The organism is Sneathiella glossodoripedis JCM 23214 (genome assembly GCF_000616095.1).
GTDB classification, from domain to species: domain Bacteria; phylum Pseudomonadota; class Alphaproteobacteria; order Sneathiellales; family Sneathiellaceae; genus Sneathiella; species Sneathiella glossodoripedis.
The window spans coordinates 1-14,064 of the sequence record NZ_BAMS01000005.1; the positions used below are offsets into that span (position 1 = coordinate 1).

18 protein-coding genes are annotated in these 14,064 nt (G+C 46.7%); 4 read left to right on the forward strand and 14 right to left on the reverse strand.

Features of this window, described 5'->3' with window-relative positions; all coding sequences use genetic code 11:
* Nucleotides 1-251: 251 nt before the first annotated feature.
* Nucleotides 252-785, forward strand: a complete 534-nt coding sequence (gene ppa / locus JCM23214_RS15675; protein ID WP_025899759.1) for an inorganic diphosphatase — start codon at nt 252-254, stop codon at nt 783-785.
* 72 nt (nt 786-857) lie between these two features.
* On the opposite strand, the gene JCM23214_RS15680 is transcribed toward ppa, so the two are convergent.
* From JCM23214_RS15680 to glyA, 12 genes are all read right to left on the reverse strand, one after another.
* Nucleotides 858-2,051, reverse strand: coding sequence for an MFS transporter (locus JCM23214_RS15680; protein ID WP_199899669.1), 1,194 nt, complete (start codon nt 2,049-2,051; stop codon nt 858-860).
* 39 nt (nt 2,052-2,090) lie between these two features.
* The gene (locus JCM23214_RS15685; RefSeq protein ID WP_025899761.1) at nt 2,091-2,507 is read right to left on the reverse strand and encodes a flagellar basal body-associated FliL family protein; all 417 of its coding nucleotides are present in this window, start codon (nt 2,505-2,507) and stop codon (nt 2,091-2,093) included.
* A gap of 110 nt (nt 2,508-2,617) precedes the next feature.
* Nucleotides 2,618-3,178: a DUF4865 family protein gene (locus JCM23214_RS22805; protein WP_025899762.1), complete on the reverse strand. Its 561-nt coding sequence runs from the start codon at nt 3,176-3,178 to the stop codon at nt 2,618-2,620.
* A gap of 129 nt (nt 3,179-3,307) precedes the next feature.
* Complete coding sequence (thiL, locus tag JCM23214_RS15695) at nt 3,308-4,300, reverse strand: thiamine-phosphate kinase (RefSeq protein ID WP_025899763.1); 993 nt, start codon at nt 4,298-4,300, stop codon at nt 3,308-3,310.
* A 1-nt stretch (nt 4,301) separates the two neighbouring features.
* On the reverse strand, nt 4,302-4,784 hold the full coding sequence (nusB, locus tag JCM23214_RS15700; protein ID WP_025899764.1) for a transcription antitermination factor NusB: 483 nt from the start codon (nt 4,782-4,784) through the stop codon (nt 4,302-4,304).
* Nucleotides 4,781-5,242: a 6,7-dimethyl-8-ribityllumazine synthase gene (locus JCM23214_RS15705; RefSeq protein ID WP_025899765.1), complete on the reverse strand. Its 462-nt coding sequence runs from the start codon at nt 5,240-5,242 to the stop codon at nt 4,781-4,783. Before JCM23214_RS15705 ends, nusB begins: the two co-directional genes overlap by 4 nt.
* Nucleotides 5,243-5,246: 4 nt before the next feature.
* Nucleotides 5,247-6,359 (reverse strand): 3,4-dihydroxy-2-butanone-4-phosphate synthase, encoded by a 1,113-nt coding sequence (gene ribB / locus JCM23214_RS15710; protein ID WP_025899766.1) that lies wholly within the window; start codon nt 6,357-6,359, stop codon nt 5,247-5,249.
* Nucleotides 6,359-6,949, reverse strand: a complete 591-nt coding sequence (locus tag JCM23214_RS15715) for a riboflavin synthase (protein ID WP_025899767.1) — start codon at nt 6,947-6,949, stop codon at nt 6,359-6,361. Before JCM23214_RS15715 ends, ribB begins: the two co-directional genes overlap by 1 nt.
* Before the next feature lie 3 nt (nt 6,950-6,952).
* Nucleotides 6,953-7,432, reverse strand: coding sequence for a RibD family protein (locus JCM23214_RS26125; RefSeq protein ID WP_199899670.1), 480 nt, complete (start codon nt 7,430-7,432; stop codon nt 6,953-6,955).
* Complete coding sequence (gene ribD, locus JCM23214_RS26130) at nt 7,420-8,076, reverse strand: bifunctional diaminohydroxyphosphoribosylaminopyrimidine deaminase/5-amino-6-(5-phosphoribosylamino)uracil reductase RibD (protein WP_199899671.1); 657 nt, start codon at nt 8,074-8,076, stop codon at nt 7,420-7,422. The genes JCM23214_RS26125 and ribD overlap by 13 nt, the downstream gene beginning before the upstream one ends.
* Nucleotides 8,060-8,521, reverse strand: coding sequence for a transcriptional regulator NrdR (gene nrdR / locus JCM23214_RS15725; RefSeq protein WP_025899768.1), 462 nt, complete (start codon nt 8,519-8,521; stop codon nt 8,060-8,062). Before nrdR ends, ribD begins: the two co-directional genes overlap by 17 nt.
* 56 nt (nt 8,522-8,577) lie before the next feature.
* Nucleotides 8,578-9,873: a serine hydroxymethyltransferase gene (glyA, locus tag JCM23214_RS15730; protein ID WP_025899769.1), complete on the reverse strand. Its 1,296-nt coding sequence runs from the start codon at nt 9,871-9,873 to the stop codon at nt 8,578-8,580.
* 361 nt (nt 9,874-10,234) lie between these two features.
* Between glyA and JCM23214_RS15740 the strand changes: the two genes are divergently transcribed.
* A complete protein-coding gene (locus tag JCM23214_RS15740; RefSeq protein WP_025899770.1) occupies nt 10,235-10,708 on the forward strand; it encodes an aminoacyl-tRNA deacylase in 474 nt (157 codons plus the stop codon).
* Here JCM23214_RS15740 and JCM23214_RS15745 read toward each other — a convergent pair.
* The gene (locus JCM23214_RS15745) at nt 10,705-10,968 is read right to left on the reverse strand and encodes a DUF6898 family protein (RefSeq protein ID WP_037493792.1); all 264 of its coding nucleotides are present in this window, start codon (nt 10,966-10,968) and stop codon (nt 10,705-10,707) included. The two genes, JCM23214_RS15740 and JCM23214_RS15745, sit on opposite strands and share 4 nt — an antisense overlap.
* Before the next feature lie 96 nt (nt 10,969-11,064).
* On the opposite strand from JCM23214_RS15745, the gene JCM23214_RS15755 reads away from it, so the two are divergent.
* Together JCM23214_RS15755 and JCM23214_RS15760 are read left to right on the forward strand one after the other, a co-directional pair.
* A complete protein-coding gene (locus JCM23214_RS15755; protein WP_025899772.1) occupies nt 11,065-12,261 on the forward strand; it encodes an acyl-CoA dehydrogenase in 1,197 nt (398 codons plus the stop codon).
* 115 nt (nt 12,262-12,376) lie between these two features.
* A complete protein-coding gene (locus JCM23214_RS15760) occupies nt 12,377-13,147 on the forward strand; it encodes an SDR family oxidoreductase (protein ID WP_025899773.1) in 771 nt (256 codons plus the stop codon).
* A gap of 58 nt (nt 13,148-13,205) precedes the next feature.
* Here the strand turns inward: JCM23214_RS15760 and JCM23214_RS15765 are convergent, their stop codons facing one another.
* On the reverse strand, nt 13,206-14,000 hold the full coding sequence (locus JCM23214_RS15765) for an enoyl-CoA hydratase/isomerase family protein (RefSeq protein ID WP_025899774.1): 795 nt from the start codon (nt 13,998-14,000) through the stop codon (nt 13,206-13,208).
* Between the last annotated feature and the right edge of the window lie 64 nt (nt 14,001-14,064).

Here is a 14,064-nt window from a genome sequence, read left to right on the forward strand (position 1 = left end):
ATAATACTTAGTTAACTGAATACATTAATTACAATTAAAATGAATTTTTAACTTTAGTTTTTTCTGTTTTATATTTGCATTGTTTAGAATTTAATAACATTTAACTTCGATTTTTATCTACTCAACTCTTTGAAGCCAGTAATTATTACAAAAAATTCACGTTATTTATGATTCCCCTATGGTATCCGCGCTTCGAACGTGCTAAGCGAACGCCAAAGAAAACCGGAAGCTTATAAGGAGCTTGATTAAAGATGGATATTTCCAAGATTTCCGCGGGTAAAGATGTCCCTTGGGATGTGAACGTCATCATTGAAATTCCAATTGGTGGTGTTCCTGTAAAATACGAGGTGGACAAAGACTCCGGAGCGATGTTTGTTGATCGCTTTTTGCACACAGCCATGTTCTATCCGTGCAATTATGGTTTTATCCCCCACACTCGTTCTGACGATGGCGACCCAACAGACATGCTGGTTGCAGGCCCTATTCCAGTCATCCCCGGCGCAGTCCTTCGCGCTCGCCCCGTAGGTGTACTGATCATGGAAGACGAAGCTGGTCAGGATGAAAAAATTCTGGGTGTGCCTGTTGATGACCTGCACCCTTATTATTCAAACGTGAATAACTACAAAGATCTACGTGGTGTACTTCTCGATCAAATCGCCCACTTCTTTGAGCATTATAAAGACCTGGAAGCCAACAAGTGGGTTAAGGTCGTTCGCTGGGGTGATGCAGACGAAGCTGCTGAGATGATTAAAAATGCGCTCCTGCCCGGTGCACTGGTAGGATAAGTAATCATCTATAATAAATAAAAAAGCCGCTGATATTATCAGCGGCTTTTTTTTGTTGAAGATTCAATTTTGTCAGCCCGGCATTGCCTGTGTTCTTTTCATTCCTTTGAATAGGGTCACAACCGCGATGGCTGCGAAAAACGGCAACACAGACAGATTAACAACATCCCAGCCGAACTGTGTCTGTAATATACCAGCCGAAAGGGATGCAGTTGCAACCGTTCCAAACACCAGAAAATCATTAAAGCCTTGTACTTTTGACGCTTCAGATGGTTTGTATGTAGTTGTGAGCAATGTTGTTCCACCAATAAACATGAAGTTCCACGACACACCAAGCAACACCAACGCCAACCAGAAGTGAGAGATAAGCAGGCCTGAAAGAGCCACTACCACGCATAAAATTCCAAGTAACGCCCCAACAAAGATGATATGGAATTCACCGAAACGAGAAATAAGGGAACCTGTAAAAAAACTTGGACCGAACATCGCTACAACATGCCAGCTAATGACATTAAAACTGTCAGCGGCAGTCAGACCGCACCCAATCATAGCAATGGGTGTTGCTGTCATCACAAAGCTCATACCAGCATATCCAATCATAGCACTGGCAATTGCAACAATTGCGGTGGGTTGCTTTATTATTTCGAATAAGGGTCTTGCAGGCTCAGCGTGACTTTCTTCTTTCAAATTGGGAATTTTGACAAAGGAAATAAAGAAGATGGCCAACAATCCCAGCCCGATGATTGCAAGGTAAGGACCCAGATATTGGTATTGGATGAAAAGATCCTTACTGTGACTCGCAATTTGTGGCCCAATAAATCCAGCAATCAAGCCCCCGGCCATGACGTAGGATACAGCCTTACTTCTATTTTGAGGCCCAGCAACATCAACAGCCGCGAAACGATAATAGTTACCAAAGGCAGTGCTGGTACCGATTAACATTGCCCCTAGTGTGAACCCAATAAAATTATGAATATATATTGAATAAGCAGCAAGAGCAGCACCACATATTCCCAAGGTGATCCCAAAAAGAAATCCCGGCTTACGCCCTTGTTTTTTCATGAAATAGGAGGCCGGGATTGTTGCAAGAGCAGTTCCTGTCACAACCGCAGTCACCGGCACTGTAGCGAGAGATTTATCTTCACCAAGCAGTAATAGTGCGACCAAAGATGCTGAACTGATTAGAATGGAAGTTGTGCTATTAAGCATGGCCTGCGCGCCGGCCATGAATAAAATACTCAGTTTAACTCGTGAACTCGTTGCCACTTTCGGCACTCCCCTGTGCAAGGGGCACCGAAGGCCCCGCTAACTACCTTTAAACACTTTTACAACATGCATCCCGTTAGGGGCATTTTTACCCAGCACTTTTTTGGCCTGCTTATTGAGCCTTCGCTTGACCTGCTCAAAATCCACGCCGCGAGATTTATCTTTGTGCAGCACGGACCGACCACTCAAATCCTGAAGAAATGCATCCCTTAACCGTGGGATCATTTTTCGCGAATAGTCTTTTTTGTCCTGATCATCGAATTCCATACTCATGGAGATGAACATATAGTATCTGATGGCACCGCTTTTTTTGCGGATAGGGACACTCAGTGGCTTGAGTTCCAGATAAAACGGCCCTTCATCAATAACTTCTTCACCCTCTTCCTCGGATGCTGCTGCAACAGCATCTGAAGAATATATCCCTACAGTACAAAACCCGAGGAAAAGGGCAATCATTAAATATTTCAGTAAGTTAAACATCTGGTCACGCAAGTTTTTAATAAATTCACTGCGTGAATGTTAACCAAAACACCTTTCAGAAACGTTACTTTTCAAATGTGAGTATTTTACGCTGCACCGGACAGCGGCAGCTTATCGCTCACAACGTCATACTCATACACACAGTCACTCTCTGATGTTACTTGTCTGTCTTTGAATGACCACAGACTACATCTGGAAATTTCCCAGCGATCCGGATCCAGCAGAACCATATGCGCAAACAAGCCGTCCTGCTTAAGCATCCCTTTATGAACTTTTTCTTCAATTTTCCGGATATCTGTTAATGACTTTTCGTTGCAGACTTTATCCACTTCTGCAGTCATCTTAACGGGTTCAATGGTAGAAGAGCCGTAATTGAACTCTAGAATTTGCCAACTCCGCACACGAGGGCGGCCAAAGTCCTGAATTACATCACCAAACAGGCTATCCATCAAAAAATCTTGCGCAGCCTGACTGTTCTCCCAGATATAAAGCGGAGCATAAATATGCTCTTCACGCTCATACAAATAAAATTTATGTGTAAGGCCGGGTCTGCCCTGAAATTTGGGGCCACGCAGGGCTACCCTTTCGTTTACTTTGTTCAAATCATATTCTGTCGGTAGTTTGACTGAATATTGCATTGCCAGCATCAAGTTCTCCCAATTCAAACGAATGATAGGGTGCGGAGTGTTTCAAAATGACAAAAGAATGACAACAGTCAGAAATGCATAGCACTCATGCAGGAATCGAAAGGGTATCACAGCAGTACGGAAAACCAGTCATCTATGCTGCCATCCCATTGATTTTACCGCAACTTCCGAACCATCCTTGGAAAACACCTTAACCCCTTCACCCGCTATTACCGTCCCTATCACACTTAAAGGAACCCCGGTTTCAGTACTAAGCCACTCCAACTGGTCGCGGGAGGATGGGGGAATTGTAAAAGCAAGCTCATAGTCATCCCCTCCTCCGAAAATGAGCTGCCATAGTTTTTCATCTCGCTTTACAAGCGCTTGGGCAGATTTCGATAAAGGAATTGCATCACTCAATACCTCCGCTGCCACATGCGATTGTTCACAAATATGATTGATATCTGCCAACAGACCATCCGATATATCAAGGCAGGCGGTTGCCATTTCGACAAGCTTTTCACCCAGCTCAACACGAGGTTCGGGCAAAAAATATCTTGAAGTTAAAAACTCAGTATCATCTGCACTGACAGTCGGTATATTTCCAGTCGCAAGAGCCAGACCCAGTGCAGCATCACCAATGGTTCCTGAAACACACAGCAAATCGCCTGCTGAGGCACCATTTCTGCGCAGCGCCTTTCCTCTTGGAACTTCGCCCATCATTGTCAAACTTAATGTAAGCGGACCATTTGTTGATACCGTATCCCCGCCGATCAGGTGAACACCGAACGTTGACTGATCGTCATGAAGCGCCTTTGCAAAAGTTTTTAACCATTGCTCATTACAACGCTCGTTCAACGCAATCGCCAGTAGGTAATGTCTTGGCGTCGCCCCCATTGCTGCCATATCTGACAAATTGGTTCGGATCAATTTTCGGGCAATATTATCAGCAAAATCATCTTCTAGAAAATGAACGCCAGCGACCATGGCATCTTTGGTCACAACAAGCTCGCTACTGGGACTACAAGAAAAAACCGCGGCGTCATCTCCCAGCTCAAATGCCCCCTCAAATCCAACAGCTAAAGGCGCAAAAAGAGTACGGATCAGATCAAATTCGCTAGCATTATCTGTCCCGGATGACATCTCAATCGGTGAATTCGCCTGCGCGATATTTGCGGGCTAACCGATCCAGAATACCATTTACAAATAATGGCTCATTCCCGGTAAAGAACGATCGCGCTAAACCAACATATTCAGTAATTAACACAACTGCCTTTGTATCAATCCGCGCCATGAGTTCATACACAGCAACACGCAAACAAGCTTGCATAACCAAATCAAGCTTTTCCAGTTTGCGTTCTTTATCGAGTGTTGACTGAATAGCTTCGTCAATTTCAGACTGACGCTCTGTTGCCCCCATGACCAGGTCCCGAAACAACGGCTTATCACTGTCCTTAAACTGATGACCATCTATTTCAGCACCCAATCGATGCGACATGAACTGCTCCACCACCTCTTCGGCTGTACTATCTTCCATACCCATTTGGTATAGAGCCTGAATAGCGCTGAAGCGGGCCAATGTCCGGCGGCTATGTTTGTCACCGCGCTTCTCTGATTTTGTACTCATCGTGGAAACAATCCAAAATTCTGTTTAAGTGAGAGCATGGCCAGCGCTGCCTTGGCAGCCCCTCCGCCCTTGTCTTTTTCACTGCGCTTCGCGCGGGCCCATGCCTGCTCCTCATTTTCGCAGGTGATAATACCATTTCCAACGGCCAGACAGAAATCCTTGCTCAAGTCCAAAAGACCCCGTGCACTTTCTTCTGACACTGTGTCATAGTGACTGGTCTCACCGCGGATCACACATCCCAGCGCCACATAGGCATCATAACGGCGACGTCCACCAGTATGCTCCATCGCTTTCATAGCAAAGCGAACAGCAGCAGGAATTTCCAGACACCCTGGCACCTGTACGATGTCATAGGTCACGCCGGCCTCATCCAGAACTGCTTTAGCACCATCCAGAAGGGCATCTGAAATATCGCGATAAAAATCCGCTTCAACGATCAAAACATGTACGTCATCCATTGGACTAACCTCTACTCTTGATGGCTCTGGTTTCAGCGACAGAAAGGCCATAGCCATCCAGGCCAATAATATGTCTTTTTGTGTTCGACAGAAGGATCATATCTTTGACCCCCAGGTCAAGCAGGATTTGTGCTCCAATGCCATAGTCACGCAAATCATTTTCAGTTTTTGGTGGCTCACCAACTTTACGGCGGACCTTGTCTGATAATGCCATCGGACGCGGCTCACGGATCAACACTACGACGCCTCGACCTTCTTCATCAATCTGGGCCATCGCATCCTGAAGTAAAGTCGGGTTCTCGTCGGTCTCACCCAGGACATCACCCAAGGGATTCATAGCGTGCATTCGAACCATTATCGGCTCTGATGTGAAAATATCGCCCTTCACCAACGCAACATGCTCTGCATATTCGGGTTTATTGGAATATACTATCATTTTCCAATCGCCCCCATAAATGCTGGAGATATCGGCTTCCACTTCCCGCGTTATAAGGCTGTCGTTCAGGCGGCGATATGCAATCAGATCGGCAATCGTGCCAACTTTCAAATCGTGCTTTTTGGCAAACTCCAAAAGATCTGGCAACCGTGCCATGGTCCCATCGTCATTCATGATTTCACAAATAACTCCGGCCGGCATCAGGCCCGCCAAACGTGCGATATCAACGGCTGCTTCTGTATGCCCAGTTCGCCGCAACACGCCACCTTCGCGGGCGACAAGGGGAAAGACATGGCCGGGGCTCACAATGTCTTGTGCCCCTTTCGTTGGATCAATTGCAACAGCAATCGTATGAGCGCGATCTGCTGCTGAAATACCCGTTGTCACACCTTCACGAGCTTCAATGGAAACTGTAAAATTGGTATGCAGGCGAGATGCGTTGGATTGCGCCATCAACGGAAGTTCAAGCTCGTTGATCCGGTCCTCCGTCATAGAAAGACAAATAAGACCTCGACCATATTTGGCCATGAAGTTGATCACATCAGGAGTTGCCATTTGGGCCGGGATCACCAGGTCCCCTTCATTTTCCCGATCCTCCGCATCCACAAGTATAATCATCTTGCCATTGCGGGCGTCTTCAAGAATTTCCTCAGTTGTGGAGAGGCCGTTTTCGAGGGGCATTATTTTTTTACCTCATTCATTCTGGCGACGTAGCGCGCCAAGACATCTATTTCCATGTTGATCAACTGCTCAATTGCTAAAGCATCAAAAGCTGTACGCTCTTTCGTATGGGAAATAATATTAACCGTGAAGTAGTCATCACCCACCTCATTCACAGTAAGTGACACACCATCAAGTGTGACGGAACCCTTTGGCGCAACGAAAGCTGCAAATTTTGTCGGCAGAGAAAAAGTGACTTTCGTAGAATCGCCAATTGTCTCCATCGCCTTTACGGAAATGACCGCATCTACATGTCCTGTAACAATGTGACCGCCAAGCTCATCACCAATTTTCAGCGCTCGCTCCAGATTTACACGAGAGCCAACGGCCCAGTTGCGCAAATTGGTCACAGACAGAGTTTCCTCCGATGCCTCGGCTGCGAACCAGTCGCCCCCCTTGTCAGTGACTGTCAAACAAACGCCGCTGCAGGCGATGGACGCCCCAATTTCGATATCCGATGTATCAAATGCAGTCGTTATTCTTATTTTTGTATCGCCGCTTTTTTCGAGGGAGGCAACTGTCCCTACATCCGTGATAATTCCGGTAAACATCGTTTAATCGTTCCGAAAGATATATTTTTCCACCTGATCAATTCCCAGTTGGCGCTGCCCAATCAATTCAAGAAATGGCGCTTGTGATACCTCTTTCAATCCAATGGATTGCAAGGCCGGTATCCCATCACCACCGATAATCTTGGGCGCTCTGAACCAGTAAATTTGATCGACTAATCCTTCTTTTACCAATGTTGCCTGCAGATGGGAACCACCTTCGACAAGTAATCTTGTAATACCCAGGTCACAAAACTGCTCAAATGCCAATCGCATATCGGGATATCCGGCATCATTGAGGTCAGTTTCAATGATTTTAACCCCCAAATCTTCAAACGCTTCAACGCGTTCCCTATCATTGTCAGGGGCCGTTACGATCCAAAGCGGCACCTTTGAAGCTGAGCGGACAAGTTCACTGGTCAACGGCAGGCGAAGATGACTGTCTGCCACAATGCGAATGGGCGAGTGAACTTTCAAGCCAGCCAATCGGCAATCAAGCTTGGATCATCAGCAAGAGCGGTTCCTACTCCAACCATGATCGCATCATATCTTGCACGTAACAGATGGCCATAGCGCCGAGCTTGCGTATCCGTTATCCATTGGCTGTTGCCGGTTCGACTGGCAATTTTCCCATCCAGAGTAGTTGCCATTTTCAAAGAAACTTTAGGGCGACTAATAGTCTTGCTCAATATAAAGCCAAGATTGGCGGCCAAAGCCTCTGCTTCGCATACACCGGTCGAAACTTCGATGCCCGCATCCCGCAGCATTTGTACGCCATCACCGTTCACCCGCTCATCCGGATCAGTAAGCGCCACAACGACACGGGAAATACCGGCCTTTATCAGAGCATCTGCACAGGGTGGCGTTTTCCCATGATGCGAACATGGCTCCAGTGTGACATATGCGGTTCCTTCATGAGCAAAACCTCTGGCCTGCTCTATTGCCATCGCTTCTGCATGTGGGCGACCACCATCCTGCGTCCAGCCGCGCCCTACAATTTTTCCGTTGTTGACAATGATGCATCCCACCGCCGGGTTGGGTGCAACCCGGCCAAGCCCCCGCTTGGCAACTCGCAGTGCCAACGTCATGAAATGAATATCGGCTTCAGACCGACTAGTTTGAGACTTCACTATGCAAATCGCCGATAAATTCTTCGAAATCCTTCGCTTCACGGAATTCCTTATAAACGGAAGCAAATCGAACATATGCAACACTGTCGATGTGGGAAAGCCCTTCCATCACCAACTCGCCGATTTTTTCGGATGAAACCTCTTGATCTCCGCTGCTTTCAAGCTGGCGCACAATTCCGTTAATCATGCGATCAATTTTCTCGGGATCAACTTGTCTTTTTCGGGTTGCAATGGAAACAGAACGTTCCAATTTTTCACGCTCGAAAGGGCTGCGCTGCCCGTTTTTCTTAACAACCGTTAGCTCACGAATTTGCACACGTTCGAAAGTTGTGAACCGCGCACCACAATCCGTGCAGGCGCGTCGCCGCCTGATGGCTGTGTTGTCCCCGGTCGGGCGACTATCCTTAACTTGAGTTTCTTCACTATTACAAAATGGACAACGCATCTACCAGCTCCCCGCGTTTATCAGTATTCTACCCGAACACCCTGATTTTATAGGCCTTAAAGCGAGGCGTAAATCGGGAAAGCGTCACAGAGTTCCTTGACGTCTGCCCTTACTTTCGCTTCTACCTTGCTGTTATCCTCCGGATTTGCAACCAATCCGTCAAGAACTTCGGCAATCAGATCACCAACTTTCGCAAATTCTGCTGTACCAAAACCACGTGTCGTCGCAGCAGGTGATCCGAGGCGAACACCGGATGTCACCATCGGTTTTTCCGGATCAAACGGAATTCCATTTTTGTTGCAGGTGATATTGGCATTTTCAAGGGAATGCTCGGCAAGTTTACCTGTCAATTTCTTGGGCCTGAGATCAACCAAGAGCAAATGCGTATCCGTACCGCCAGAGACAATATCAAGACCGTGAGAGACAAGCGTTTCAGCCAATATATTTGCGTTATCCTTAACCTGTTGTGCGTATGCGCGAAACTCTGGTGTCAGTGCTTCACCAAATGCAACAGCCTTACCAGCGATAACATGCATTAACGGACCACCTTGCAGACCCGGGAAAATAGCGGAGTTCACTTTTTTGGCGATCGCTTCGTCGTTGGTTAGAATCATACCGCCGCGAGGCCCGCGAAGCGTTTTGTGTGTTGTTGTCGTCGCGATATGGGCATGTGGGAATGGACTTGGATGCAAACCCGCCGCCACTAGACCGGCGAAATGAGCCATATCCACCATCAGATAAGCACCGACCTCATCTGCAATTTCACGGAATTTTGCAAAATCAAAGATACGAGGATAGGCTGACCCTCCAGCAACGATAAGCGCGGGTTTATGCTCATGCGCCAATTGACGCACTTCATCAAAATCCACAAGATGATCGTCTTGACGAACACCGTATTGAACTGCATTAAACCATTTGCCTGACTGATTTGGTGCTGCGCCATGAGTTAAGTGACCGCCCGCAGCAAGAGACATTCCCAAAATGGTATCACCCGGCTTGATCAGAGACATAAAAGCACCCTGATTTGCCTGTGAACCTGAGTTAGGCTGCACATTGGCAAACTCACAACCGAACAGTTGCTTTGCCCGCTCGATCGCCAGATTTTCAACAATATCTACATACTCACAGCCACCATAATACCGACGCCCGGGGTAACCTTCTGCATATTTGTTTGTCAGAACAGAGCCTTGAGCCGCCATCACAGCCGGACTAACAATATTCTCAGACGCAATCAATTCGATCTGGTCACGCTGACGACCAAGTTCTTTTTGCATTGCGCCAAATACGTCTGGGTCAGACTTTGCAAGATCGGCGTTAAAGAAATTGATCTGATCTGGGCTCTGTTTGGTCATATGGTATACTCCATTTTTGACAACTCATCTGCTGAACGCTTCCCTGACCGACTGGCAAACTGTCCAAAAGGACAAGTTTCACCGCTAAATTCAGCCATTTCTGCGCGGGTTGGATAGCACAACATGCCGTCGGTTCCTAGCCTTAACTCGGCAATTATTTGAAACGAGTTGTTAAGTCCGCCTGAGCGCCAAACGGATACGCTGCGAATACCGTCATTTTCCTTGATTAAATCCCTAAAATTGATTATAAATTAGAGTTTATTAATATATGTGGACCCGCTGCGTATTTTGGGTAAGTCGTATTTTAGTTCGCACCAGATTCTACATGTTTTTTTCAATTCATTTCAATAAGGAGACGACCATGGGAATGGCCACAACTCTTGAGACATATATGCTACGGGCGGGTGTTGATTATGATATGGTGCATCACGATCCCTCTGCCACGATTTCCGAAGCAGCACACAAGGCACATATTCGCAGTAACTGTGTTGCAAAAGCCGTTGTACTGAAAGACAAAAAAGGGTTTGTCCTTGCAGTCGTACCCAGCGAGAAGCGAATTTCACTTGAAAAAATAAACGAACTGACAGATCGCGAACTGGCACTTTCCAGCGAAAGCGAGTTTACTCCGGTTTTTGACGATTGCAAAATGGGTGCAGTTCCCCCAATCGGCAATGCCTATGGGGTCAATGTTCTGATGGACCAATCCCTGGAAGATAACTCCGATATCTACTTTGAAGCAGGCGATCACGAAAATCTTGTCCATGTGACAGATTGGGATTTCGAGATCCTGATGCGCGGCGCGTTGACTGCCGATATTAGCACCAAGAAACGTTAAACGACTATACCTCTGCCTTTTGAAGAAGCGCCATTCGGTGCTTCTTCTCGTTCAGACTGCTCTTTTTCCATAACGTATCGCAATTTCTGAATTGCGGTCTTCTGCAATTCCTGCTGAGAGGCTCCTCTTGGGCCAACAATGGATACCTCGGTCAATGTCACCGGATCCATAACTGATACCTTTACCGAGTTTCCAACAGGGAAAAATTCTATTATCAATTCCCGTTCATTCATGCCATTTCGCCAAAAACCTGCAGCCATTCCTTGAGTTCGCGCTTAAAATTATATAGACACGTAGCACTGAATTCAAAATCATAAGTAAAACAAGAATATTTGTATGTATATTGGAGCCCTGCCATGAGCAAAACACCTGCAAATCATCGCCCGTCTTTCGATCCGGTTGACCCGTTTCTTCTCTTGGATCAATTGACTGAAGAAGAACGCATGGTTCAAAAAACGGCACAGGATTACTGTCAGGAAAAACTGATGCCTCGTGTCTTGGAAGCTAACCGCCATGAAAAAATGGATACTAGCATTTTTCGTGAAATGGGTGAACTCGGTCTTCTTGGCGCGACAATCGATGGCTACGGTTGCGCAGGTATGTCATATGTATCCTACGGTCTGATTGCCAGAGAGGTCGAAAGAGTAGATAGCGGATATCGCTCAATGATGAGTGTTCAATCCAGCCTCGTGATGCACCCAATCTACACATATGGCACAGAAGCACAGAGAGAAAAATATCTACCCAAACTGGCAACAGGTGAATGGATTGGCTGCTTCGGCCTAACTGAACCCGATCATGGTTCAGATCCTGGATCCATGGTGACGCGGGCCAAATCTGTAGACGGCGGTTACCGTCTGACTGGCGCAAAAATGTGGATTACCAACTCGCCTGTTGCCGATGTATTTGTTGTTTGGGCGAAAACCGATGACGATGTTATCCGTGGCTTCATTCTAGAAAAAGGAATGGAAGGATTATCTGCACCAAAGATTGAAGGAAAATTCTCACTGCGCGCTTCAATCACCGGTGAGATTGTGATGGACAACGTTTTTGTTCCAGAAGAAAACCTAATGCCAAATATTCAAGGCCTTGGCGGCCCATTTGGCTGCCTTAACAGCGCTCGTTTCGGCATTGCATGGGGCGCTTTGGGTGCGGCAGAATTTTGCTGGCAGGCAGCATTGCAATACACAATGGACCGTAAACAGTTTGGTCGCCCATTGGCTTCTAACCAGCTGATCCAGAAAAAACTAGCGGATATGCAAACTGAAATTTCAATCGGTTTACAGTCCTGCCTGCGAGTAGGTCGCCTGCGGGATGAAGGCCGTGCTGCCCCAGAAATGATTTCACTGATTAAGCGCAATTCATGTGGTAAAGCGCTCGACATTGCCCGCACAGCACGTGATATGCATGGCGGGAATGGCATCAGCGATGAATTCCATGTCATTCGCCACGTCATGAACCTTGAGGCGGTAAACACCTACGAGGGAACACATGATGTTCATGCGTTAATCTTGGGGCGGGCACAGACAGGCATTCAGTCTTTCTCAAACTAAGAAATTACCAACCGTTCAGAAAAGGCGCCCATTGTGGCGCCTTTTTTTATTGTCTCCATCGCTCAAGCAGCTAACATGGAAGCAAGTAAGAAGAAAAAACAAAGGAAAAATAAAAATGAAAATTGCGGGGAAAAATATAGTCATAACTGGTGGTGCTAGCGGTATTGGAAAAGCACTCGCCGAAAGATTTCATGCAGAAGGGGCTAAATCAATAACGGTCGCAGATCTAAGTAAAGGACCACTGGAAGAAGTTGCCAAATCCGTAAACGGGCTTGCAGTTGTTTGCAATGTGGCCAGTGAAGCTGATATCCAAAACCTGATTTTCAAAGCTGAACAAGCCTACGGAGATATCGATATTTTTGTATCCAACGCAGGCTTGGCACGTTACGGTTGGGAGGAAACTGCTAACGAAACCTGGCAGCTTAATTGGGATGTCCATGTAATGGCTCACGTATATGCCGCGCGTGTTCTAGCCCCAAAAATGGCTGCCCGTGGTGAGGGCTATCTTGTGAACACGGCTTCTGCGGCCGGCCTACTCAGCCAAATCGATAGTGCAACCTATGCCGTCACCAAACATGCTGCCATAGCTTTTGCTGAAACCATGTCCATTCGATATGGCGATAAAGGCGTTAGAGTATCCGTCTTATGTCCTCAGCAAGTTCGCACCGGAATGACAGAAGGTCGCCTTGACGCCGTTGCCTCCGTAGATGGCACTCTAGAACCAGAAGAACTTGCCGATTGCGTGGTCGATACAATGGATAAGGAAGAATTTCTAATTCTTCCACACCCACAAGTCCGTGAATATATGCAACGCAAGACCGCTGACTATGACAGATGGTTAAAGGGTATGCGCAAATTGCGGGATCGGTTCTTAGGAACCAATTAATTTTCCTTAACCAGTTTATTGCTTAAAAGGCTCGCTAAAAGCTGTGCGAGCCTTTTTTCTATTTACCTTTAAAATCAGGATCACGCTTCTCCAGAAAAGCCTGAATTCCCTCCGCATAGTCTTCGGTCAGGGTCGTTAATGTAAATTGATCGATATCCATGAAACTGGTTGCCTGATTAAGCGCATTTGCCGCTGCGCTCGCTCCTTTTTTAATCATCCGCACAGGAATTGGCGGACGCGCTGCAATCTTTTGTGCATACTCCATGGCCAGGTCAAAAGCACAATCACCCTCCGCGATCTCTTCAACAAGCCCCCAACGGTGAGCTTCTTCCGCTGGAATTATATCGGCGATTATCGACAACTGTTTCGTTCTTGCTGGACCAATCAAATTCACCATTCGCGGTATTGAGTTCCAGCTCATGTTCATACCGTTCTTGATTTCGGGTACATAATAACTGGCTGTAGATGCAGAAACCCTGAAATCAAGCGACACTGCCAAAGCGACACCACCACCAATACAATATCCATCCACAGCTGCGATGGTCATGGGTTCAATATTTTCCCATGCCTGGCACATACGAGGACCAACCGCCTGCAATACTCTGCGTTCAAGAATACCGGCCTCCATGCGCTGCTTTAGACTTGCGCCTTTCAGATCAAATCCGGCCGAAAAATTTTCGCCATTTCCAGTGAGAATAACTGCATTTGTTTCGGTATCTGTCTCAAAGCTGCGGGCCACGTCAGTCAACTCTTCCATCAAATCGACCGAGAGTGGGTTCATTCGATGTCCCTGATCAAACCTGACGACTGCTATTCGGTTTTCTTTGGAAACAGATACATACTTGTAGCCCATAACTTTCCCCTCTATTGTTCTTTTTCTTCACCATAACCGTGATTTTTCAAGAACAGAAGGATAA